General features: G+C 65.7%; 22 protein-coding genes and 1 tRNA gene. 7 read left to right on the forward strand and 16 right to left on the reverse strand.

Going from position 1 to position 23785, the window contains the following annotated elements:
- Positions 1-7: 7 nt before the first annotated feature.
- From UCD39_RS14165 to folK, 9 genes are all read right to left on the reverse strand, one after another.
- Entirely contained in the window at positions 8-1171 is a 1164-nt protein-coding gene (locus tag UCD39_RS14165) for a M23 family metallopeptidase (RefSeq protein WP_330496629.1), read from the reverse strand.
- A gap of 69 nt (positions 1172-1240) precedes the next feature.
- Positions 1241-1960 (reverse strand): ribonuclease III, encoded by a 720-nt coding sequence (gene rnc / locus UCD39_RS14170; RefSeq protein ID WP_330496630.1) that lies wholly within the window; start codon positions 1958-1960, stop codon positions 1241-1243.
- 4 nt (positions 1961-1964) lie between these two features.
- Positions 1965-2741, reverse strand: coding sequence for a signal peptidase I (lepB, locus tag UCD39_RS14175; RefSeq protein WP_145730362.1), 777 nt, complete (start codon positions 2739-2741; stop codon positions 1965-1967).
- A gap of 58 nt (positions 2742-2799) precedes the next feature.
- Positions 2800-3267, reverse strand: coding sequence for a holo-ACP synthase (gene acpS / locus UCD39_RS14180; RefSeq protein WP_442943646.1), 468 nt, complete (start codon positions 3265-3267; stop codon positions 2800-2802).
- Positions 3267-4019 (reverse strand): pyridoxine 5'-phosphate synthase, encoded by a 753-nt coding sequence (locus UCD39_RS14185; RefSeq protein WP_330496631.1) that lies wholly within the window; start codon positions 4017-4019, stop codon positions 3267-3269. The genes acpS and UCD39_RS14185 overlap by 1 nt, the downstream gene beginning before the upstream one ends.
- A gap of 1 nt (position 4020) precedes the next feature.
- Positions 4021-4578, reverse strand: coding sequence for a DUF2062 domain-containing protein (locus tag UCD39_RS14190; RefSeq protein WP_330496632.1), 558 nt, complete (start codon positions 4576-4578; stop codon positions 4021-4023).
- Positions 4579-4737: 159 nt separating this feature from the next.
- Positions 4738-6915: a RelA/SpoT family protein gene (locus UCD39_RS14195; RefSeq protein ID WP_330496633.1), complete on the reverse strand. Its 2178-nt coding sequence runs from the start codon at positions 6913-6915 to the stop codon at positions 4738-4740.
- A gap of 135 nt (positions 6916-7050) precedes the next feature.
- Entirely contained in the window at positions 7051-7437 is a 387-nt protein-coding gene (gene rpoZ, locus UCD39_RS28545) for a DNA-directed RNA polymerase subunit omega (protein ID WP_442943647.1), read from the reverse strand.
- A 163-nt stretch (positions 7438-7600) separates the two neighbouring features.
- Positions 7601-8092 carry a 2-amino-4-hydroxy-6-hydroxymethyldihydropteridine diphosphokinase gene (gene folK / locus UCD39_RS14205; RefSeq protein ID WP_330496634.1) on the reverse strand — a complete coding sequence of 164 codons (492 nt, stop codon included), beginning with the start codon at positions 8090-8092 and terminating at the stop codon, positions 7601-7603.
- 268 nt (positions 8093-8360) lie between these two features.
- Here folK and UCD39_RS14210 point away from each other — a divergent pair, with 268 nt between their 5' ends.
- Together UCD39_RS14210 and UCD39_RS14215 are read left to right on the forward strand one after the other, a co-directional pair.
- Complete coding sequence (locus UCD39_RS14210) at positions 8361-8945, forward strand: LabA-like NYN domain-containing protein (protein ID WP_145730372.1); 585 nt, start codon at positions 8361-8363, stop codon at positions 8943-8945.
- A gap of 61 nt (positions 8946-9006) precedes the next feature.
- The gene (locus tag UCD39_RS14215) at positions 9007-9651 is read left to right on the forward strand and encodes a uracil-DNA glycosylase (protein ID WP_330496635.1); all 645 of its coding nucleotides are present in this window, start codon (positions 9007-9009) and stop codon (positions 9649-9651) included.
- A 72-nt stretch (positions 9652-9723) separates the two neighbouring features.
- On the opposite strand, the gene smpB is transcribed toward UCD39_RS14215, so the two are convergent.
- Together smpB and dapA are read right to left on the reverse strand one after the other, a co-directional pair.
- A complete protein-coding gene (smpB, locus tag UCD39_RS14220; protein WP_004272619.1) occupies positions 9724-10194 on the reverse strand; it encodes an SsrA-binding protein SmpB in 471 nt (156 codons plus the stop codon).
- A 22-nt stretch (positions 10195-10216) separates the two neighbouring features.
- Entirely contained in the window at positions 10217-11110 is an 894-nt protein-coding gene (dapA, locus tag UCD39_RS14225; RefSeq protein WP_330496636.1) for a 4-hydroxy-tetrahydrodipicolinate synthase, read from the reverse strand.
- 117 nt (positions 11111-11227) lie between these two features.
- Here dapA and UCD39_RS14230 point away from each other — a divergent pair, with 117 nt between their 5' ends.
- The 4 genes from UCD39_RS14230 (at position 11228) to UCD39_RS14245 (ending at position 17082) form a co-directional block, all read left to right on the forward strand.
- Positions 11228-13195, forward strand: coding sequence for a lytic transglycosylase domain-containing protein (locus UCD39_RS14230; protein WP_330496637.1), 1968 nt, complete (start codon positions 11228-11230; stop codon positions 13193-13195).
- A 138-nt stretch (positions 13196-13333) separates the two neighbouring features.
- Entirely contained in the window at positions 13334-13603 is a 270-nt protein-coding gene (locus UCD39_RS14235; RefSeq protein ID WP_330496638.1) for a hypothetical protein, read from the forward strand.
- A 361-nt stretch (positions 13604-13964) separates the two neighbouring features.
- Complete coding sequence (locus tag UCD39_RS14240; protein WP_330496639.1) at positions 13965-14612, forward strand: helix-turn-helix domain-containing protein; 648 nt, start codon at positions 13965-13967, stop codon at positions 14610-14612.
- 52 nt (positions 14613-14664) lie between these two features.
- Positions 14665-17082, forward strand: a complete 2418-nt coding sequence (locus UCD39_RS14245) for a hypothetical protein (protein WP_330496640.1) — start codon at positions 14665-14667, stop codon at positions 17080-17082.
- A 36-nt stretch (positions 17083-17118) separates the two neighbouring features.
- Here UCD39_RS14245 and UCD39_RS14250 read toward each other — a convergent pair whose 3' ends face one another.
- The 5 genes from UCD39_RS14250 to gatB all read right to left on the reverse strand — a co-directional run bounded on the left by UCD39_RS14250 (position 17119) and on the right by gatB (position 21060).
- Positions 17119-17442 carry an alkylphosphonate utilization protein gene (locus UCD39_RS14250; protein WP_330496641.1) on the reverse strand — a complete coding sequence of 108 codons (324 nt, stop codon included), beginning with the start codon at positions 17440-17442 and terminating at the stop codon, positions 17119-17121.
- A 231-nt stretch (positions 17443-17673) separates the two neighbouring features.
- Positions 17674-18765, reverse strand: coding sequence for a hypothetical protein (locus UCD39_RS14255; protein ID WP_330496642.1), 1092 nt, complete (start codon positions 18763-18765; stop codon positions 17674-17676).
- Positions 18766-18821: 56 nt separating this feature from the next.
- On the reverse strand, positions 18822-19097 hold the full coding sequence (locus tag UCD39_RS14260) for a PadR family transcriptional regulator (protein ID WP_330496643.1): 276 nt from the start codon (positions 19095-19097) through the stop codon (positions 18822-18824).
- 205 nt (positions 19098-19302) lie between these two features.
- Positions 19303-19394, reverse strand: a tRNA-Ser gene (locus UCD39_RS14265).
- A gap of 211 nt (positions 19395-19605) precedes the next feature.
- Positions 19606-21060, reverse strand: a complete 1455-nt coding sequence (gatB, locus tag UCD39_RS14270; RefSeq protein WP_330498467.1) for an Asp-tRNA(Asn)/Glu-tRNA(Gln) amidotransferase subunit GatB — start codon at positions 21058-21060, stop codon at positions 19606-19608.
- A 287-nt stretch (positions 21061-21347) separates the two neighbouring features.
- On the opposite strand from gatB, the gene UCD39_RS14275 reads away from it, so the two are divergent.
- A complete protein-coding gene (locus tag UCD39_RS14275) occupies positions 21348-23594 on the forward strand; it encodes a methyl-accepting chemotaxis protein (protein ID WP_330496644.1) in 2247 nt (748 codons plus the stop codon).
- Positions 23595-23785 lie beyond the last annotated feature (191 nt).

The following is a 23785-nucleotide window of genomic DNA, read 5'->3' on the forward strand; positions in this document are numbered from 1 at the left end:
GTGACCTTCAGAAGCCGATGACCGCGTTTTCCGCCGGTAACTGGCCATGGCGCGGCTGGGGTGCCTGGCTTGGCGTCCAGGCACCGCCCGCGTCGGCGGCGGCCGTATCAGCCACCAAACCCAGCAGGGCAAAGGCGTCGAAGACGAACGGCAGGCCGTCGGTCGCCGCGATATGCCCGCGATCCCCCACCTGGAAATGCAGATGGGGGGCGTCGGATTGACCGGAATCGCCCAGCCGACCCAGCACCTGCCCCTGGTGCACGGCTTGCCCCGGCCGCACAGGGATGCTGCCGGGGATAAGGTGGGCATAGGCGGCGTACGCGCCCCCCTTCAGGCGCAGGATCACCTGGTTGCCGGCAATCGTGTCCAGCGTGACCTTCTGCGCCGGAGGCTGGCCGGGCACGTTGTCCGGAAGCCCATCGCGCATGCTCTCGACGACGCCATCGGCCACGGCCAACACCGCCTGGCCATAGCCGGGCCAGGACTCGTTGCGCGCTTGGTCTCCGCTGAACTCCCGCCCGTCCCCGGTCAGCTTCATGAAGTCGATTGCGTAGCGCTCCGGCACGCGCGCCTGGCCATCCACCACCATGAGGGTGGTCCGGTGGATGGAGGTGGCGGAGAGGCCGTTGAAAGCCACCCACCCCGTGCCGGCGACAGGGGCCGAGACGACGAGCGGTTGGCTCCCATCCACCGGCACGGCGACCGCCGTGTTCAGCGTTGTGTCGGGCAGGCCGGGCTTGAACGGGGCGATGGTGAGCGCGAGTTGGAGGTCCGCCACCTGCGTATCGCCGTCGAGAGGCAGGTCGAACAGGGCGGTGGCGAAGGTATTGCCCTGTATGACCGTCACCGGGGGCTGGCCTTCCCCCACCGGCCGGCCTGGCCGCGATAACAGATCCGCCAGGGCCGTGCCCTCGATTCGTGCCAGAGCGGCGGGCTGGGCCACCGTGCCCAGGCGCACGGCCGACAGCGTCAAGGGCACCGGGGAAAAATTGCTAATCAGTGCCTCGAACACCAGGTGGCGGCCATCCGTAGCCGGCACCACACTGGCCGGCCGCAAGATCCGAATGTCCAAGGGGGTGATGGAATGGACATCCGGCTCCGCCCCCGCGCCGAAGGCAGCGGCCAGCAAACCGCTCAACGCAAGAAACTGGGCGAAACGGCGGCGGGCCATGGCGGCTCCTGACAGGTTGAACAACCGCAGGATGCCGCACAAAGCCCCGCCGTCAATGGCCCGTTGGCCTTAGCCCAGCCGCTTCAGCATTTCCAGCGCCGCGGCCTTTTCCGCCGCGCGCTTGGATGGGCCACTGGCGGCCTCGCTGCCCTTGCCCTGCACAGCGACGCGCACGGTGAAGACCGGTTCATGGTCCAGGCCGGTGCGGGACACCTGCTCATAAACCGGCAGGGGCAGGCCACGGGCCAGGGCCCATTCCTGCAGGGCGGTCTTGGGTTCCACCGGCGGCAGTTCGGCGGCGTCGATACGGCCCGCCCAATGCGTGCGGATGAAGGCGGCGGCCACATCCAGGCCCCCGTCCAGGTACAGGGCGCCGATCACCGCCTCGCAGGCGTCCGCCAGGATGGCCGGCTTGGCGCGACCGCCGGCGTCGGATTCGCCGGGGGCCAGGCGCAGGTAGAGTCCCAAGTTCAGGTTCTCCGCCACGCCGGCCAGGGCCTCGGCCCGCACCAGGGCGGTATGGCGCTTGGCCAGGCCGCCCTCGTTCTCCTCGGGAAAACGCTCCAGCAGCCACTGGGCGATGACCAGGCCCAGCACACGGTCGCCCAGGAACTCCAGCCGCTCATAATGGCCAGTGGCGGCCCGCGGGCCGCGGCCAATGCCGGCCACGCTGGGATGGGTCACCGCCTCCAGCAAGTGGCTGACCTCGGTGAAGGTGTGCCCCAGGGCTTTGGCCAGGGTCGCGATGTCGGCACCGCCGGTGTCCAGCGGGCCAGCGGAGGCGGCCATGGCGTCAATGCGCCTTGTTGAAGATCTGGCCGAAGCGGATGGACGTCGGCCACTTCCAGAACTCCCAGAAGTGCACACCCTCCTCCAGCGAGAAGAACTTGAACTGCGCCTTGCCCACCACGTTCTCCAAGGGGACGTAGCCGACGACGTTCAGGACACGGCTGTCCTGGCTGTTATCGCGGTTGTCGCCCATGCAGAAGATGTGGCCCTCGGGCACGGTGTAGACCGGCGTGTTGTCCAGCCCGCCATCGTCACCCATGATCTCGATGATGGTGTGCTTGACGCCGTTGGGCAGGGTTTCGATGTAACGCGGCACGGCGCTCTGGCGGCCGAACGGCGTCTCCATGGTGTAGTCCTCGATCCGCTCGCGCTTCACCGGCTCGCCATTGATGTGCAGGATGCCGTCGATCATCTGGATGCGGTCGCCGGGCAGGCCGATGACGCGCTTGATATAGTCCTGGCTGGTGTCGGTCGGCAGGCGAAAGACCACCACGTCGCCACGTTCCGGCACGCTGCCGAAGATGCGGCCGTGGAACAGCGGCGGGGCCAGCGGCAGGGAGAAGCGGCTGTAGCCGTAGCTGAACTTCGACACGAAGACGTAGTCGCCGATGAGCAGCGTCGGGATCATGGAGCCCGAGGGGATGTTGAACGGCTCGAACGCCACGGTCCGCACGCCCAGCGCGATGATCAGGGCGTAGATGACGGTCCGCACCACGTCGCCCCAGCTTTCCGCCTGGGGCTGGGGGGCCGCGCGGCTGACGCGATCATTCTGCTGGCTCATGGAACGAAACAACCTCGTAAGAGTGGGTGGCACCGATCTAGCGGGCCCACCGGGATTTTCAAGCGATACCGTTGGCGCCACCACCGGCCGGGGCCGGGGTCGCCGTAATGATGACGAAGGCCTCCGCCAGGGGCGGCTCATCCGTCAGCGTCAAAAAAATTTGCGCCACCATGCCCGGTGGCGTCATCGCCCGCAACCGCTCAAGGGCGCCACCCGTGAGACATAGTGTCGGCTGGCCGCTGGGCAGGTTGATGACGCCCATGTCCTTGTGAAAGACGCCCTCGCGGAAGCCGGTGCCCAATGCCTTGGAACAGGCCTCTTTCGCGGCGAAGCGCTTGGCGTAGCTGGCGGCGCGGCCATTGGACTTGGCGCGGCGGTCGGACTTCGCCTGCTCAACATCGGTGAACACCCGCTCGACGAAGCGCTGGCCGAAACGGGCCAGCGTCTTCTCGATACGGGTGATGTCGATCAGGTCGTTGCCGATGCCCAGGATCAGGGCCCCAGGCTGGAAAGCGGCGCCCATCATCAGGAGGCCCGCGCCCCGTCCATCAGGGCGCGCATCTGGCGGATGGCGGCCTCCAGCCCCACGAACACGGCCTCGCCCACCAGGAAATGGCCGATGTTCAACTCGCGCACCTGCGGCAGGGCCGCCACCGGCACGACATTGTCGAAACGCAGGCCGTGGCCGGCGTGGCATTCCAGCCCGATCGCGGCGGCGTGGGCCGCCGCCTCGGCCAAGCGCGCCAGTTCGCTCTCGACGGTGGCGGCGTCCTCGGCATCGGCATAGCGGCCGGTGTGCAGTTCCACCACCGGCGCGCCGATACGGCGGGCGGCGTCCAACTGCGCCCGCTCCGGCGCGATGAACAGCGATACCCGCACGCCGGCGTCGTTCAGGCGGCCGATGATGGGCGCCAGATGGTCAAAGCCGCCGACCACGTCCAGGCCGCCCTCGGTCGTGCGCTCCTGCCGGCGTTCCGGGACCAGGCAGGCGGCATGGGGACGGTGGCGAAGAGCGATGGCCAGCATCTCTTCCGTCGCCGCCATCTCCAGGTTCAGGGGTAGCGAAATCTCCGACATCAGGCGGTCGATGTCGCTGTCCCGGATGTGGCGCCGGTCCTCGCGCAGATGGGCGGTGATGCCGTCGGCGCCGGCGTCGGCGGCCAGGTGGGCGGCGCGCAGCACGTCGGGATGGGCGCCGCCCCGCGCGTTGCGGATGGTGGCGACATGGTCGATGTTGACGCCCAGGCGCAAGCGCTGGCTCTGGGGTTCAGACGTCATATCAGTCTCCGGCCGGCCGGGGCTCATGGCCCAGGACCGGATGTTGGTGGCTGGCGGCGATACGATGATGCTTGTAGCGCGCGATCAAGGGCCGCAGCACCAGAAAAACCAGGGGCCAGGTCAGGGCGGCGGACAGGAAGCCGCCCACCGTCATGGGGGCCACGACCTGCCAGGCGCTGTGGCGCAAGACGTGCCAGGACAGTTCCATGGGCCCGTGGCCGGGGTGCATGTGCAGCACGAAGCATCCCAGGCGGTAGGTGGCCAGCCAAATGAAGGGCCACGTCACCGGGTTGCCGAACAGGGTGCCCAGCAGCGAGGCGGCGATGGACCCGCGCAACAGCCAGGCCAGCGCGATGGACAGGGGGAAATGGACGCCCATGAACGGCGTCATCGCCATGGCCACACCGCTGGCGAAACCGGCGGAGATGCCATAGGGCGTCCCCGGCACGCGGCCGACGCGGTGCATCCAATAGCGTCCGGCGCGGCGCCAACCCATCTTCGGCCAGAAGGTTTCCTTCACGGCTTCAGCGAACGGCCTTTTTTCACGTCGGCGGAACATAAGCCTGCTGCCTCTGGGATAAGGTAGTCGCGGCCCGACACGGGCCCCGGACAAACTTGCACTGTTTTAGACCTGGGCATGGCGTCACGCCAGCGCTGTATGCCTTTCGTCTAAGCCGTTCCGCCCAAGTCGGCAACGGCGCCTCCCCAAACCCGCGCGTCAGCGCCCCCGCGCCCGGTCGACGGAATTGATGACCGGCGTGGCCCGTAACGCGGCGATGATATTGGTCAGATGCTTCACGTCATGCACGTCGATATCGATCAACATCTCGAAAAAGTCGGTCGTGCGGTGGGTGATCTTGAGGTTGGTGATGTTGCCGGCGTTCTTGCCGATGACCGTGGACACGGTGCCCAGGCTGCCCGGCTCATTGGCCACCACCACCGTGATGCGGCCGACCTTCTCGTCGGCCCCGTCCATCTCGTTGTCCCACGAGACGTCGATCCACCGCTCCGGACTGTCGTGGAAACTTTCCAGCGTCTCGCAATCGATGGTGTGGATGGTGACGCCCTTGCCGGTCGTGACGATACCGACGATGCGGTCGCCCGGCAGGGGGTGACAGCAGCGGGCGTAATGCACCGCCATGCCCGGGATCAGACCCTTGATGGGCAGCGGGCTGTCCTTGCCCTTGGGCTTGGTGGTCTTGCCGCGCGTCAGCTGGACGATCTTCTCGTCCGGCGTGACCTGCTGCACCGCCTTGTGCCCGGGGAAGACGGCATTGAACACGTCGCGGGCGCCGGCCAAGCCGGCACCGATGGCGGCAATCAGGTCATCGACCGCCTGGTACTGGAAGATCTTGAGGACGCCATCCAGCGCCTTGTCGGAATAGTCGTAGCCTTCCTGCCGGAAGATCTTCTGCACCATGGCCCGGCCCAGCTCGATATGCTGGGCGCGCTGCTGGGTGCGGATGTAGCGGCGGATGCGGGCGCGGGCCTTGCCGGTGACGACGAAGTTTTCCCAGTCGGGCGACGGCGTCTGCGCCTTGCTGGTGACGACCTCCACCTGGTCGCCGTTCTGCAATTGGCTGCGCAGCGGCTGGATGCGGCCGTTGATCTTGGCGCCGACGCAGGTGTCACCGATCTGGCTGTGCACGGCGTAGGCGAAGTCGACCGGCGTGGCGCCGCGCGGCAGGGCGATCAGGTCGCCCTTGGGCGTGAAGCAGAACACCTGGTCCTGGAACAGCTCCAGTTTGGTGTGCTCCAGGAACTCCTCCGGCCGGACCGCATGCTCCAGGATGTCCAGCAGTTCCCGCAGCCAGCGGTATTGCCGGCCCTCGGTCTTGGGCTGGCTGCCGTCCTGCTTGTAGGCCCAGTGGGCGGCCACGCCCAACTCGGACACTTCGTGCATTTCGGTGGTGCGGATTTGCACCTCGATGCGCTGGCGCTCCGGGCCGATGACGGTGGTGTGCAGCGAGCGGTAGCCGTTGGGCTTGGGTGTGGAGACGTAGTCCTTGAAGCGCCCAGGCACCACCGGATAATGGGCGTGGATGACGCCAAGGGCCTGGTAGCACTGCTCGATGGACTCGACGGTGACGCGGAAGGCCATGACGTCGGACAACTGCTCGAACGTCACGTTCTTGCGCTGCATCTTGCGCCAGATGGAATAGGGCGCCTTGCGCCGGCCCGACACGGTGGCCTTGGGCAGGCCGCCCTCATGCAGGGTATCCACCAGCTCATGGATGATGCGATCGACGCGACCGGCGCCCTGCTCTTCCAGGTCTTGCAGGCGCTTGGTGATGCTGTCGTAGGCGTCCGGGTTCAATTCCTTGAACGCCAGTTCCTCTAGCTGGTCCTTCCAGCGCTGGATGCCGATGCGCTCGGCCAGCGGCGCGTAGATTTCCAGCGTCTCGCGGGCGATGCGCTTACGCTTCTCCGGCTTCGACAGATAATGCAGCGTCTGCATGTTGTGCAGACGATCGGCCAGCTTCACCAGCAGGACGCGGATGTCTTCCGACATCGCCAGCACCAGCTTGCGGAAGTTCTCCGCCTGCTTGGACTGGTCGCTTTCCAGATTCTGCAGCTCGATGCGCGACAGCTTGGTCACGCCATCCACCAGACGCGCGATCTCCGGCCCGAACAGGCGCTGCACCTCGTCCAAGGTGGTCAGCGTGTCCTCGACCGTGTCGTGCAGCAGCGCCGTGATGATGGAAGCGCTATCCAGCTTGAGCTGGGTCAGCAGCCCCGCCACCTCGAGGGGGTGGGAGAAGTAGGGATCGCCGGAAGCGCGCTTCTGCGACCCGTGCGCCTTCATGGAGAAGACATAGGCGCGGTTGAGCCTGTCCTCGTCCGCATTCGGATCGTAGGAGCGGACACGCTCGACCAACTCATATTGACGCATCATGGGCGCCCCGCCCGGCCCCAGGCCTGGTCGGCGCAAACGGACACAAGCGCCAGCCTGCGTCCGTTCAGGGCGTTATCCATGGAAAAACAGGGTAAGGGGACGGGACGCCTAGCCACGACCTGCCCCATCACCGGCTCAGAGGCCCTCGTCGTCGCCGAGGTCGTCACCCTGCACCTGATCCTCGACGGCATCGCCTTCACCGCCCAGATCGTCATCCTCGCCGGCGGCGCCCTGCACGGCCCAGGCCTGCTCACCGGCCATCAGCTCGATGATCTCTTCTTCAGGCTCATCCTGCTCCTGGACGCGCTGATGCCCCTTGATCAGGGAATTCTTCAGGCTGTCCAGCACCACCGTCTCGTCCGCGATCTCGCGCAGGGCGACGACCGGGTTCTTGTCGTTGTCGCGATCGACCGACAGCGGCGCGCCGGCCGCAACGTCCCGCGCCCGCTGGGCCGCCATCATCACCAGCTCGAACCGGTTCGGAACCTTCAGGACGCAATCTTCAACGGTAACGCGGGCCATGCCTTGCTCACTCCAACAACGAAACGGGTGCCGGAAAAACCGGCACCAGACACCATCTCATAGTTATACGGGCCCGGTTTCCCGGTTGCAAGGAAGCCGACGAGCACCAGATCGCATTCCTGCTTTACCGCGCCCGTCATGGCCGCCCCGTCGGGCGGGCCCCTTACGCCCCGATGCGCTCGGTGACCTGGCCGGGCGGCAGGGCCGCCACCAGGGCCGCCACATCCAGCCCCAGGAGAGGATGGCGCCAGCTTGGCGCCACGTCCCGCAGCGGCAGCAGGACGAAGGCGCGCTGGTGCATCCGGGGATGGGGCAATTGCGGCCCCTGTTCCCGGACCTGCCCATGATAGGCCAGGAGGTCCAGATCCAGCCCTCGCGCCTCGTTCACTTGGCGGCGGACCCGGCCGAAGCCGGCTTCGACCTTGTGCAGCAGCGCCAGCAGGGCTGGCGCGTCCAGATCCGTCTCCACCCGCAGGACGCCATTGACGTACCACGGCTGATCCGACGCAGGCACGGGCGCACTCCGGTACCAGGGCGACACCGCAGCGACCACCACCCCCTCCTCCTTGAGCGCGCGCACCGCGGCCGCCACCACGTCCGCAGGGCCACCGATCCCGGGAACGGACAGGTTAGAGCCCACGCCCAACAAGATCATTTCGCATCCTCACAACAACCAGGGGCCCCTTGCGGGGCATGGTCCGCACAACTATACCGTTGGGCGAGATATTACGTCGCCGATGTAGGGTAACATCCCCAAAAGACAGAGCCCCACTTTAAAAACAGGGGCCGCGACCATATCTCACTTGAATGCGTTAACCTATTCACCCTATGTAGACGCTTGTCAGTGCGTGACAAAGTGGGCACGCTACCAACCATTGCGTTCGATGCATTACCGCGACAATTAATATTAAAAGGAATTTAAAATGCTCCATTATCCCGAAGAGCGCCTCGCCCTGTTTATCGATGGCGCCAATTTGTTCGCGGCCGCCCGCGCGCTGAATTTCGATATCGACTATAAGCGTTTATTGAATTTCTGCGGTAGAAAGGGGCGCCTGATCCGCGCTTTCTACTATACCGCCTTGGTTGAAGACCAAGAATACTCTCCAATTCGGCCGCTGGTCGACTGGCTGGACTATAACGGCTACACCATGGTCACAAAGCCGACCAAGGAATACACCGACGCGTCGGGCCGGCGTAAGATCAAGGGCAACATGGACATCGAGTTGGCCATCGATGTCATGGAAATGGCGCAGCATCTGGACCACATCATGTTGTTCTCCGGCGATGGGGACTTCCGTCGCTTGGTGGAGGCGGTGCAGCGCAAGGGCGTGCGCGTCTCGGTCATCAGCACCGTACGCTCGACCCCGCCCATGATCGCCGATGAATTGCGCCGCCAGGCCGACAACTTCATCGAATTGATGGATTTGGCGCCCGAAATCGCCCGCGCCCATGCCCCCCGGCCGCCGGTGGAGCACGCGCAACTTATCGACACCACGCCGGTGGAGTGATATCCGGCGCGCTCACGATAGATTGTCCCACAAGACACCTTGTAATGGGCGCCGCATCCTAATGACTGAAATCCTGACGCCTCCAGGGCGAGACTGTCCCCTGTGCCCCCGGCTGGTGGACTATCGCCTGCGCAACCGTGCCGCCTTTCCCGACAAGTATAACGGTCCGGTGCCGTCGTTCGGCGGGCTGGACGCGCGCTTGCTGGTGGTGGGCCTTGCGCCGGGTTTGCGGGGCGCCAACTTCACCGGCCGCCCCTTCACCGGCGATTATGCCGGCGATCTGTTGTACGCCACCCTGCTGAAATTCGGTTTCGCCACCGGCCAATACCTGGAGCGACCGGACGACGGCCTGACCCTGATCGACGCGCGCATCACCAACGCCGTCCGCTGCGTGCCGCCGGAAAACAAGCCCACGCCGGAAGAATCGCACACCTGCCGTCCCTTCCTGGTGGCGGAACTGGCGGCGATGACCAAGCTCAAGGCGGTGGTGGCCTTGGGCTCCGTCTCCCACACCAGCGTCATCCGCACCTTCGGGCTGCGGCAAGCGGCCCACCCCTTCGGGCACGGCGCCCGGCATGACCTGGGCGGCGGGGTGACGTTGTTCGACAGCTATCACTGCTCCCGCTACAACACGAACACCGGCCGCCTGACCGATGCCATGTTCGAGGATGTGTTCCGGGCGGTGCGGCAGTACCTGGGCGCTTAGGGAAAAGCCCCTGTGAAAGTAAAAGACCGGAGTGTGCGCTCCGCCTTTTCAATTTTCCGGCGATTTTCAGACTTAGCCCTTGGCCCGCATCAGGCGCGCCTTGTCGCGCTGCCAGTCGCGTTCCTTCTCCGCCTCGCGCTTATCACCCTTCTTCTTGCCCTTGGCCACGCCGATCTCGACCTTGGCGTAGCCGCGGTCATTGAAATAGATCGACAGGGGAATCAGGGTGACGCCGTCGCGGCGGATGGAGGCGAACAGCTTGTCCATCTCACGCCGGCGGACCAGCAGCTTACGCGCCCGCTTGGGCTCATGCTGAAAAAAACGGCCGGCCAACTGGTATTCCGGGAAATGGGCGTTGATGAGGTAAAGCTCACCATCCCGCTCGCCGGCGTAGGACTCGGCGATGCTGACCCGGCCGGCGCGTAGCGACTTCACCTCCGTCCCGGTCAGCATGATGCCCGCCTCGATCGTTTCGGTAATGAAAAAATCGAAGCGGGCGCGCCGGTTCTGGGCGGCGTATTTATGTTCGTCGGCGCGTGCCATGGCGGCTACCCGGCCCCTTCCCTCAGCTCAACACACCGGCATGGACCAGGGCCGCGCGCACCAGCTCCTGAGTTGCCGGCGTGGTCTCCACCAGCGGCAGGCGCAGTTCCGGACGGCACAGGCCCAGCAGGCTGGCGGCATACTTCACCGGCGCCGGGCTGGTCTCCACGAACATGGCGTGGTGCAGCGGCATCAGCAGGTCGCGGATGCGCGCCATCTCCACCAGATCGCCGCGCACCCAGGCGTTCTGCATCTCCGCGCAAAGGCGCGGCGCCACGTTGGCCGTGACCGAAATGCAGCCGACGCCACCCTGGGCCAGGAAGGCCGTGGCCGTGGCGTCCTCACCCGACAGCTGGATGAAATCGGCGCCCAACTCGACCCGTGTGCGCAACGGCCGCACCAAATCAGCGGTGGCGTCCTTCACGCCAACGATGTTAGGCAACGCCGCGAGGCGGGCCATGGTGGCGATCGACATGTCGATCACGCTGCGGCCGGGAATGTTATAAATGATGATGGGCAGGTCGGCCGCATCATGGATGGCTTTGAAATGCTGGTAGAGACCTTCTTGCGTCGGCTTGTTGTAGTAGGGCGTCACCACCAGGGCGGCGTCGGCGCCAACGGCCTTGGCGTGCTTGGTCAGGCTGATGGCCTCGGCCGTGGAGTTGCTGCCGGTGCCGGCGACCACGGGAACGCGGCGGTCCGCGACCTCGACGCACAGCTCGACCAGGCGGCGGTGCTCCTCATGGCTCAGCGTCGGCGACTCGCCGGTGGTGCCGCAGGGAACCAGGCCGTGCGTGCCCTCTTTGACCTGCCAGTCCACCAGGGCCTGGAAGGCGCGCTCGTCCACTTTGCCGTCGGCGAACGGCGTGATCAGGGCGACGAGGGAACCGGCGAGGGCGGGCGTGGCGGTGGTCATCTTTGCAATCTCCGTGGGCATTCGACCCGAAAGGCGCGAACCTTAGCGGCCCGACACCTGGGTGACAAGCGACGAGAGCGGACCCCCTGGGCCCCGTTCCAGCGGGGGCTGGCGGCCTTGATCCTGCCGGTTTCCCTGATGACCGCCCCGGTGATGGCATCCCTGGCGGCCCCGTCGGCGGCATGGGCGCAATCCTCCGGCGATATCAGCACCTATCGCGCCGCCTTCAAGGCCGCGGACAAGGGCAAATGGGCGGATGCCCACAAGCTGGCCGAGCGCGGGCATGACCCGCTGGCGGACAAGGTCCTGACCTGGATGGACCTGGGGCGCAGCGACACCAGCGCCAGCTTTCAGGAACTCTCTGATTTCATCGACAAGAATCCGGATTGGCCCGGGCTGGCCGCCCTGCGACGCAACGCCGAAATCCGCATGCCCGATTTCGGCGACACCCCGACGCGCGACTGGTTCGACAGGCACCCGCCCCTGACCACCGCCGGCTTCAACCGCTATGCCGACGCCCTGCTGAACTTGGGCGACAGCGAGAAAGCCATCGCGCTGATCCGGGAGCGCTATGTCAAAGGCAACTTCGGCGTGGTGGACGAGCGGACGTTCCGCACCAAGTACGTGGCCATCCTGCGCCCCGCCGACCATTGGGCTCGCCTGGACCGGCTGCTGTGGGAGAATGACGAGGACGGCGCCCGTCGCATGCTGCCCATCGTCGACCCTGGCCACCAGGCAGTGGCGCTGGCCCGGCTGGCCATGGCCGACCTGGACCCGAATGTGGAGCGGCTGCTACAGCAGGTGCCGGCCCCGCTGATGAGCGAGCCCGGCATCACCTATGAACGGCTGCGCTGGCGCAGGCGCAAGGACATGGACGCCGGCGCGCTGGAGATCGTGGAGAACCTGCCCAAGGATGTGGGGAAGGAACTGGGCCATCCCGAGGCGTGGTGGATGGAGCGCCATATCCTGGCCCGCCGCTTGATGGACCAGGGCCAGATGCAGCGCGCCTACCGTCTGGCCGCCAACCATGGCGTGACCGATGGCCTGGGCTTCATCCAGGCGGAGTTCCTGGCCGGCTGGCTATCCTTACAGTTCCTGAACAAGCCGGAGCAGGCGCTGGACCATTTCACCCGCCTGTATGAGGGGGTGTCCTCACCCATCGGGCAATCCCGCGGCGCCTATTGGGCGGGACGGGCCTGCGAGAAGCTGGGCAATCCCGAGCGCGCCCGCCAGTGGTACGAACTGGGCGCGCGGTGGGGAAGCACCTTCTACGGCATGATGGCGCAGGAGAAGCTGGGCCAGGCCGAGGCCATTCCCATCGCCCCCACGCCCTCCGCCGACGCCCGGTCGCGGTTCGAGAAGAAGGAGCTGGTCCGCGCCGCACGCCTGCTGGACAAGGTCCTGAGCGAGGATGACGACCGCGTGGACCTGTTCCTGCGCAAGCTGTCGCAGGACGCCCAGTCACCGGACGATTTCGTGCTGGTGGCCAAGGCCGCGCTGGAAATGCATCGCCGCGACCTGGGCGTGGGCATCAGCCGCCAGTCGCTGAGCAAGGGCATCGTCCTGGCCGACGCCGGCTATCCCATCATCTCCAGCCACCTGCCGGCGCAACCGGAGCCGGCGCTGATCCACGCCCTGATCCGGCAGGAAAGCAGCTTCAAGGTGGACGCAGCCAGTGGTGCCGGCGCCCTGGGCCTGATGCAGTTGATGCCGCCCACGGCCCAGCAATTGGCCAAGCGCGAAGGCATGAAGTACGCGGTGACCAAGCTGACCCACGACGCGGACTTCAACATGCGCCTGGGCAGCGTCTATGTGCAGGATCTGCTGGACCGCTTCGGCGGCTCCTACATCCTCGCCATCGCCGCCTACAACGCGGGGCCCGGCCGTGTTGCCAACTGGCTCCGCGATTATGGCGACCCCCGTATCGAGGCGGTGGACCCGGTGGACTGGGTGGAGACCATCCCCATCTATGAAACACGCACCTACGTTCAGCGGGTGCTGGAAAACCTGCACGTCTACCGCATCCGAATGGGAAGTCACCAACTGCCCATGACCACCGATTTGAGGCGTGGAACGGCCGGATGATGGTTTATTGGCAACACTATTTTGGTTAATACGCGCAAAAGGTTAGGGGGCGACCCGCCAAACCTACTGTTAACTTGCGATTAATGACGCTCGCCATATCCTACATGGGTAAACAGCCTTTCCCCGTAGGAATACGCTATGGCCTCTGTTCCCCTGGCACCGTCGCCGCTTCCGGCCCCCCTTGAGCGGGCCGCCGCCGTTCATCACCGTCTGGTCGAAGCCTTCATCCGGCTGACACGGCACGAATTGGCGCGCCAACCAGACGAATACGCGCGCGACAGCTTGAATGAACTTTTGGATGTGTTGAAAAGCCAGCGGGCGGCATACATTCCTGGATCTCAAAGATTGGCCAAGGATCCGGCCAATGAATCACGGCCCACGGACACGATAGCGGCAAACCAGCCGTGACCAATGCCCGTGATGTTCCGCGTCGGCCTGCGATGTCGCCTGGGATGTACGATGCGAGTCGGCGGCCACACCGCCAAAATCCGCGCATTTCCCCGGCTGAAATCTATCTTTCGTCTAGCTGCCGCCCCTGTTCGCGATTGCCTAACCCACCCAAAAGATGAATACATTTGTATTCTTTCAGCTAAACAGTTCTAAAGAGCCCAGCAGGGGTGGGAACGCCCAGTTCACGAGGTTGATGCCGGTTGTCAGCGTCTGAACATCTTCCTACTCTCGCCGCGAAATTCCCCCTTCCTACCCTTGTAGGTTATACGGCGTTCCATCCATGATCCTCGGTGGCGCCTCATCGACTGGAGTAATGCTTATGCCCCGTAGGACGAAGAACACGGTTGTCGCCGAACTCGAAGGTAAGATTGAGGGCCACGTCGCCAGCCGCATTCGCTTGCGGCGCGGTCTTCTGGGCATGAGCCAGTCTGACCTTGCGCGAGCCTTGGGCATCACCTTCCAGCAGGTGCAGAAGTACGAGCGTGGCTCCAACCGCGTCTCCGTCGGCAAGCTGTATCGACTGGCCGAGATCCTCGACGTGCCGCTGACCTTCTTCTTCGACGATTTGGAAAGTGGCGCCGATCGTCCCGCCCCCACCACCTTCAGCGCGCCGGACGAGGGCTCGCCCCTGCTGTCGCGCCGCGACCTGGACCTGCTGCGCGCCTGGCGCAACGCCCCGGCGGACATCGCCGACTGCGTCGCCGGCCTGCTGCGCGCCGTATCGCAGGATGAGGACGGCTCCACGCCTTCGGCCCCCCCGCCGGCGATACGGACGAGGAAGCCAGCGATGAACCCAAGCCCACCCGCCGCCGCCGGGGTGCCGTGTGGGACCCGGCCGACATGTATAAGGCCGCCAAGACCCCCAAGCGCGGCAAGTCGCCGTCCACGGCACCGTAAGCACGGGGACCCGTTACAGAATTCAAAGGGGCGTGGCGGATATCCGTTGCGCCCTTTTGTTTTTGCCTAATGATGGGTAAGCGGCATAGTCACGAAGGGAACTTAACGAGGACGGGGACCTCATGTGGACGTGGCTGGCTCGGGTGCTGCTGTGCCTGCCTTTAATCGGCCTGTCGTGCGCCGCCGTGGCCCAGGTCCCACCCCCGACCGCGGGACAGTTCCAGGCCTTCAAGCAAGCGGACAAACTCCATAACTATTTTGACTTTGTCACCGTCCAGGATTGGGGTGAGCGGCTTCATGCCGCGCTGACGCTTCGGAGCTTACGCCACTGGTCCCAGCCGCTGGCGCGGGCTTATGCCCTGACACCTGACCAGGCAACCGATCTCCTGCATTTGGTGGTGCTGACCGGCGCTTACGATCATTTTGATCGTGAAGCGCCTCACCAAGCGAAAAGGCTGCGTCTTGTCCTACGGGACGCATCCATCGCGCTGGCGCGAGCAACCGACCACAACCCCGTGGTCCTGGTGGCCGCTGGCCAGGCCATGGGGGCAGCCCGGTTCTGCGACGCCGCGACCTATCAGGCCTTGCTACCTGAATTCGAACCGTGGCGGACCACCGGTGCCTGGCTGCTGGCACACCAAGCGGACTGCGCACAATGGTATGTCGGGTTCGCCCACGAGGCGCCTTGGTATCGGGACGCGATCCTATGGGGTTTGTCCTCAAGTGCCGACAGGCCGGATCAATTGGCCCTCCTGGACTATATGGTCACCAATCGCGCCCTGATGGAGGTCTTCGAAGCGGATCGCACGGTATTTCAGTTGGCGTACGCGCGCCAGTATGCGGCGGCGCTTGCCGATGCGGGCCTGGCTGAACAACTGGTGCTTTTTGTCGATGGTTTGCCGCCGGATATTCGCAAGCAATTAACGGCAGATGACGGCCCCAACGCTGAAACCGCGATGATGGACGGGCTGGAACTGCCGCTGCCACAGACTGACCTCACCGACTTGGCCTTGAATCTCGCCGCGGCCGACATCCTGCAAAAACGGGAAGCCGACGCGGAGGCTCTCCTGGCGCCCTATGCTGTGGCTCTGGAGAAAGCCAAGGCGGACATGGCCTGCGCTTACAATGAGGATCGGCCCCTGACTCAGCCGCACCTCTGGGGAGCGCGCCGCTGCCCCATCATTGCGACTGATCAACGAAAGCTGATCGTGCTGGACCATCTGCTGCACCATGCGGCGGAGGACCCATATCCCCTGGCGGAAACCCTGTACGCCGACCACAACTCGCTAGCAGACGGCGGCGGGGTCTGGGCGGCGATAAGCTGCCGGCTGCTGGCGGAAGGCAGCTTGCATAGCGTGTGCGACCGGGCATTACGCCCTCATCCCCACGAGACCGATCCGGATACGCGGCAGGCGGCTGGTGTCACAACCGACGCGTTGCGCCTGGTTTTGCCGGATTATGGCGCACGGCGTCAGAAGATGGACACCGCCCTGGCGGCCAACTCAACCGGCCGCGACGCCAAGCAAACGGCGGGGAAGGTCGCGGACCAGCCACCCCTGCTTCCGCCCTGGGAGGCCTTGCCCTTGCCATCCATCTGGCGTGGACCGGCGGTGGCATCGAAAAGCGGCGGGACCAGGAGCATGGCCCCCCTGCCCGCCAACTTCCAGCAGGTACGGGTCTGGCAGCAGGGGCGTCGCGTGGCCGTGATCAGCGTCGCGGCGATCTACGACCAAGCCTCCGCCCAGTCCCGGGGCGGCTATTGGCTGCATTTGTCGGACGATGGCGGCAAGAGCTGGCACCCGCCCCTTTACACCGGCCTGGTGGAGCGTTTCCCCTATGTGGTGCGGCGTGACGCCAAACTGCCGCTGCTGGAGGGGGATGACCTGACCCTGGCGGTGGACGCCGACGAACAGGTGGGAACCAGCCCCTTCGGCAAACAGACATTCCGGCGGCGGGCGCGTGACCTTTTCCTCCGCATCCCCTTGGCCGAATTGGCCCGGGACAGCGACGGCGACGGCATGAGCGACGTCGCCGAACGCCATCTCCTGCTGCCTCCCGCCGAGACCACGCCGGCCGACGGCCCCCTGCCCATGAAGATCCGACCGGACCAGCCCCGCCCCTGCCCCGCCGCATCCCGATATGAGGCCATGGCCCTGGCCACGGTTCTGGCGGCAGGGGACCCGTTCCCCAATGACCGTTTCACGGTTTCCCTGGACGATACCGATGAACGTCAAGAGCAGCCCAGAGCGCCGTACCTCGACAGCACGCCGCCGACCATAGTCGTGGCACGCCAGGCGGACTTCGCCTGCCTACGGGCAGACCAGCGCCTGATCGTCTATGATGGGGATGATCCGCGCGTCCAGCGCCTGCGGGCGGGGCCAGGAAATTTCGACCCAACCATCGTGACCCCCATCGTCTTCAACGCCGCCCATGATCGTGGCTTCATTGAAATGGACGGTCGTTGGAGTGGCATCGTCATCCGGCTGCGACGTGTTGAGAACGGCTGGCGGCTGGATGTGATCGACCATCGCATTGTCTGACGGCCGGGCACATCCGTGCGCGCTTCCCTAAACGCCTCAGCCCTTCTTCACGAACTCCGCGCGCAGTACCAGGCCCTTGATGGTGTCGTGGCGGCAGTCGATCTCCTGGGAGTCGCCGGTCAGCCGGATGGAGCGGATGACGGTTCCCCGCTTCAGCACCTGATTGGCGCCCTTCACCTTCAGGTCCTTGATCAGGGTGACGCTGTCGCCGTCGGCCAGCAGGTTCCCCACGGAATCCCGGACCTCGACCACGCCGGCGGCCGCGGCGCCAGCGGCCGCGTTGGCCGCCGCCTGGCTAGCCGGAATCCACTCGCCCGTGGCCTCGTCATACACAAATTCTTCGTCGGCCGAACTGTTCATCAAAAACCTCAATCTCTGCGTATAAGCCGCCGTCGCCCACAGTCACCGGACAGGGGCGGGCGCGATGGCGTTGATATGTCTGTCGCTGCGGCGCCAATAGGCTTCGCCGGTGGCATCGGGGCGCCGGCTGGAAAATAACGGACCGGCGCGCAACCGTCACTCATCAAAGCCCTTCGGCGCCACGACGGCCGACATGCCTGATATCCAGGGAGGGAGGAATTGGACCTGGGATCAGGCGAGCACCACGCACTTCAAACGGTGTGCCGGGGAGTCGTCGGCGGTGCCAACATCCAGCATATCCTTGCCCCTGGAGCGCGCAGGCGCGGCCTTGGGCAGCATCGCCAAGCTCAGCACATAGCCGATCACGGCGCTGCCGCCATAGCCCACGATGGGCGTCGGATAGTTCCCCAGGGCGGCCGCGACCAGGGCGACACCCCAAACGGCGGCGAACACCGCATGGATATCCCGGTTGCCCTGGGCGCGTGCCCCTCCCACCATCGCCGGCACGAGAAGCAGGGCCGCACCGGCCAGCACCAGCATCCCCGCGATGGGATTCAAGCTGAAGGCGGACTGGAAAACCCGTTCAACATACGGGGTCGCGGTCAGCCGGTCCGCCTGGATCAGCGTGGCGGCAAAGCCGGCGATGGCGCCGGCGAGCGCCCGCGAGACATGGTCATCATCAGGACGCCTGATCGCCAGGACCGCAAGGCCGGTGGCCAACATCCCGGCCATGGCCCGGTCGGGCTGCAGGGCCAGGGCCGCCGCCGTGACGATCATCCCCCAGGTCGAGCGCCGGTTGGGCGACCGGGCGAAGTCGAGAATCATCAGCGGAAGAAGCACAAGGCTGGGCTGGATGAACAGGCCGCCCAGGTTCACCCAGCGCGCGGCATCGTCGACCCGTGCGCCACCCAGCGCCGTCGCCAGCAGCAGGACCGACAGCAGCAATGTCATCGTGCCCGGCCGCAGGCGAACCGCCGTCCCGGCCTGCCGGATCGCGGCCAGCACGCAGAGGCCCAGGATCAGCGCGCCGGCATTGACACCCAGGTACCGCGCCGGCGCCCCCGCCATCGCCAGATACCCCAAGCCCAGCCCGACAGCCCCGATGGCGCAGGCGATACCGATGGCGCGAGGATGGAATGTCATGTCGGCGGGTGGAGAGGCCCTATCGGAGAACGTCGCCATTTGGCGCAAGTGGTGGCCTAGAATAAGGGGCAGAAGACCGCACAGGCCACCGGCCGCGAAGCGCAGGGCGGCGGCGTCGCTTTCGATCCCGGCGGTTTCAAGGCGTATGGCCGATCCCCAGTCTTGCAGATGGGCAGGCAAGGCCCTTTCCAGGATATCGCAGGCCAGGACCGCAAGGCCGCGCCACACTCCGCCTCTCATATCGTCACCTCACGCGGGTTCAGGGGCCCCGCCGTCTCCGGCGCCGGCGGGTTGGCCTGGGCGAACCGTATGCCGGTGGCGGTCAGGCGATAGGCATGGCGGGGCGGCCGGCCCGTCTCCACAGGAGGCTGCCACTGCGCCTCCAGATACCCCAGCCGCTCCAGCCGGATGAGCAAGGGGTACAGGGTTCCCGACTTGACGCCGGCCAGTTGGGCCAGCTCGTAGCCATGACGCCAGGCGCCGGAAGCCTCAAGGAGGGTGGCAAGGATCATCCTCGCCTGATTGGATGGGGTTCGCGTGCGGGCCATGCACTATAAATCTACCTATGTAGATTTATTGTCAAGAAGAGGGCGACGGGCGACTCTCCCGCAAAACTCTTGCTGTGCGATTTTCGATAACTGGCCCCGGAAACGACAAAGCCGCCCCGAGGGGCGGCTTGTCCGTTCACTTGCCTCACAATGTGGCCTGGGCAAGTGATGGCGGAGGGGATGGGATTCGAACCCACGGTACCAGTTTCCCGGTACGACGGTTTAGCAAACCGTTGCCTTCAGCCACTCGGCCACCCCTCCGTCCACCGACTGTCGTCGGCGGTTCGCGTATGTACTCGGGCGGCGGCCCCCTTGTCAACGATAACGGTGAGGAAAAATCGCGGGAAAATGAAAAGGGGGACCCGGAGGCCCCCCTGCCCATGCGCCGCCGGCCGACAGGCCTGGCAAAGCGCTACTTTTCCCAGTCGAACCAAGGCGCAAGGCCCCGGTCCTCACCTTAGACCTTCGGGCCTCAGCCCTTCAGCTTGGCGGTCAGGATCTCGTTCACCAAGGCCGGGTTCGCCTTGCCCTGGGTGGCCTTCATGACCTGGCCGACGAAGAAGCCGAACAGCTTGTCCTTGCCGCTGCGGAACTCCGCCACCTTGTCGGCGTTGGCCGCCATCACGGCCGCGATGGCCTGGTCGATGGCGCCCGTGTCCGTCACCTGGCGCAGGCCCTTCTCCTCCACGATCTGGGCGGCGGGCTTGCCCGTCTCCAGCATGTCGGCGAACACCTCCTTGGCGATGCGGCCGGAGATGGTGTTGTCGGCGATCAGGTCGATCAGCCCGCCCAGCGCCGCGGCGCTGATGGGGGAGCTGTCGATGTCGGCACCGGTCTTGTTCAGGGCGCCCAGCAGGTCGCCGATGACGAAGTTGGCGGCCATCTTGGGATCGCGGCCCCGGGCCACCTCTTCATAAAAGTCGGCGCGCGAGCGTTCGGCCACCAGCACGCCGGCGTCATAGACCGGCAGCTTGTAGTCGGCCATGAAACGGGCCTTCTTCTCATCCGGCAGTTCCGGCAGGGTGCGCTTGATCTCCTCCACCCAGGCGGGGTCCAGGTCCAGCGGCAGCAGGTCCGGATCGGGGAAGTAGCGGTAATCCTGCGCATCTTCCTTGGAGCGCATGGACCGCGTTTCCCCCTTGTTGGGGTCCCACAGGCGGGTTTCCTGCACCACCACGCCGCCGTCCTCGATCACCTGGACCTGGCGCTGGGCCTCATACTCGATGGCCTGCTGGACATAGCGGATGGAGTTGACGTTCTTCGTCTCCGTCCGGGTGCCATAGGCCTCGCCCGGCTTGCGCACCGACACGTTGATGTCACAGCGCATGGAGCCTTCCTCCATGTTGCCGTCGCAGGTGCCAAGATAGCGCAGGATGGTGCGCAGCTTGCGCAGGTAGGCGGCGGCCTCCTCCGGCGTGCGCATGTCGGGCTCCGACACGATCTCCATCAGGGCCACGCCCGACCGGTTCAGGTCGACGTAGGTCTTGGTCGGGTTCTGGTCATGCAGGCTCTTGCCCGCGTCAATTTCCAGGTGCAGGCGGGTGATGCCCACCTCGCGCGTGGAACCGTCCGCCAGGTCGAGCACGATGGTGCCGTGGCCGACGATGGGCTGCAGGTACTGGCTGATCTGATAGCCGGCCGGGTTGTCGGCATAAAAGTAGTTCTTGCGGTCGAAGACCGAGCGCAGGTTGATCCGCGCCTTCAGGCCCAGGCCCGTGCGCACCGCCTGTTCCACGCAGACCTCGTTGATCACCGGCAGCATGCCGGGGAAACCCGCGTCCACGAAGCTGACTTGGCTATTCGGCGCGGCGCCGAAGGCGGTCGCCGCCCCGCTGAACAACTTGGCATTGGAAACGACCTGGGCATGGACCTCCAGCCCGATCACCACTTCCCATTCGCCCGTCTCGCCTGCAATCCGATAAGCCATCGTCTTCGCCATCAAGTCCAATCATGGAGTGAGGGGTGTTTTCTGGCCGGAATCGCGCGAAAACGCAACCGGCTTGGGCGGGAGGCTGCCTGGACGGGGACGTTGGACCGGCGGGATGGGCGAGCCCCCTTCCCCGTATTCAGGCTAAGGTTGGAAAACATGGTTAAAGAATTTGATATTTTATTTTGCATATGACAAAGCCTCAAAAATTAAGACATCATTAAAGAATGAGACCATATGCAGTGGTCATTAACAGATTAACCACTTCCCTCATAAAGAAGGCCGTGATGCTTCGGTCCCTGAAAATCGCCCACAAGTTGGGCTTGGCGGTTCTGCTCTTCCTCATTCCGGTGGGTTACCTGCTGTACGCGCTGATCGCGCAACAGCAGATCGCCATCGACTTCGCCCAGAAGGAATTGGCCGGCACCGCCTACCTGCGCGGCCTGCAGACCATCCAGGCCCGGCTGGCGGCCGCGGAGACGGGCGGCGCCACGCCGGACGCGACGGCAACCGCGGCAACGGTGCGCCAGTTGCAGGCGGACTGGGGCCAGGAGATGGAAACGGCCGACAAGGTGAACGACCTGCTGGCCGCCCTAGGCAAGAAGGATGGGGACAAGAAGGATGGGGCCGGCAGCCCGGCCACCCGCGCGGCGCTGCGGGCGCTGATCGCCCAGATCGGCGACAAGTCCAACCTGATCCTGGACCCGGACCTGGACAGCTTCTACGTCATGGACATCGTGCTGGTGAAGCTGCCCGACCTGCAGGACCAGACCACGGGCCTGCGCGCCGTGACGCGTCAGGCTGGCGACAACAAGGTCGACCTGTTCGTTGCCCTGGGCGGAGTGAAGTCCCTGCTGACCGGCCTCAATTCCTCCGCCACCTCGGCCTATGGCGGCAACGCCGACGGCAGCGTGAAGAAGGCGCTGACGGCGCCGGTCGCCGCCACGCAGAAGGCCGCCGCCGTGGTGACGGCGGGTGCGGAGAAAGGTGCTGTCACCGACACCGATGCAGCGGCGGCGCTGAAAGCCCAGGATGCGCTGTACAACGCCGCGTCAACGGAACTGGAGCGTCTGCTGAAGGCGCGTATCGATGGGTTCAAGGCGACGCAGTTGCGGGTGCTGCTGATCTCGCTGGCACTGTTCGCGGCGGGCGGCGTCGGGGTCTACCTGGTGGTGCGCCGCTTCGTCATCACACCGCTCAGCGACCTGACCGGCGCCATGTCGAGTTTGGCCGAGGGCCGCCTGGACACCGCCATCGACCATGCCGACAGCGGGGATGAGGTGGGGGCCATGGCCCGCGCCCTGGTCGTCTTCAAGGAAAACGCCCTGCGCAACCGCGAGCTGGAGGCGGCGCAGGCCCAGGAACAGGAAAAGCGGCTGCGCCGTCAGCAGGCGCTGGAAACCCTGACGCGGGACTTCCAGGCCGCCATCAGCGCCGAGTTGCGCGGCATGGCCGCCGCCGCGACGGAGCTGGAGGCCACCGCCGGTTCACTGGCCAGCCAGGCGGACAATACCGCCGGCCGCACCCAGGTTGCCGACGACAGCGCCGCCCGTGCCACCGACAACACCGAAACGGTGGCGGTGGCGACGGAGCAGCTGGCCGCCAGCAGCAACGAGATCGGCGCCCAGGCGGAGCAGACCGCCGTCACCACCAAGACGGCGGTGCAGGAGGCGGAGCACGCGCGCGACGTGGTGGGGGAATTGGCCACGGTGGCGGACAGCGTGAACGAGGTCGTGCGCTTCATCCAGACCATCGCGGCCCAAACCAACCTCCTGGCCCTGAACGCCACCATCGAGGCGGCCCGCGCCGGCGAGGCGGGCAAGGGCTTCGCCGTGGTGGCGACCGAGGTCAAGACCCTGGCCAACCAGACGGCGCAGGCGACGGACGATATCCAGGCCCGCGTCAGTGGCGTGAAGGCTGCCGCCGAGAACGCCATCGGCATCATCAACCGCATCGCCACCACCATCGCCATCGTCGACGGCAACACCGGCGCCATCGCCGCCGCCGTCAGCCAGCAGAGCGCCGCCACCGCCGAGATCAGCCGCAACGTGACGGAGGCCGCCAGCCGCACGCGCGAGGTGACCCACTCCCTGGCACTGGTGCGGGACAGCGCGGAATTCACCAAGGAGGCGTCCGACCAACTGCTGGGGGCGGCCAACGAACTGTCACGGCAGTCGGAACAGCTGCGCACGGACGTGGAGCATTTCCTGACGGCCATGCAGACGGCGGATGATCGGCGCCAATTCGAACGCTACGACCTGGACCTCCCTGTCCATGTTGGCGCGCCGGGTGTCCTGTCCGCCGGGGCCGCTACGCATCGGCTGCTCAACATCGGACGCGGTGGCTGCGCCCTCCAGGGCCCGGCGATCGGCACCCCGGGCCGTGAGGTCGAGGTGCTGGTTGACGGCAGCCGCTTCCGGGGCCGGGTCACCAGCCACGAAGGCGACACCACCCGCATCCAGTTCCGCATGAGCGACGACGTCGCCCAGGCGGTGGACGCGCTGGTGGCGCGGTATGGGGCGAAGGCGGCCTGAGGGCCGCCCGTCCCGATCCGTCGCATAGCCAAGCCCACAACACATCCGGGAAATACCTTTAAGCATAGATTTGCCGCAGGCGACGGCGGTGATAACGATTCCTAAAGGCCGACGATGCAAGCTGGACGCCGGAGAATCGTGAGGTCGGGATGTTTTTGCGGAATTCGCCGTCATTGCCCAGCGGTGTCGGC

Source organism: Nitrospirillum karajorum (genome assembly GCF_036348415.1).
In the GTDB taxonomy this organism is placed as follows: domain Bacteria; phylum Pseudomonadota; class Alphaproteobacteria; order Azospirillales; family Azospirillaceae; genus Nitrospirillum; species Nitrospirillum amazonense_B.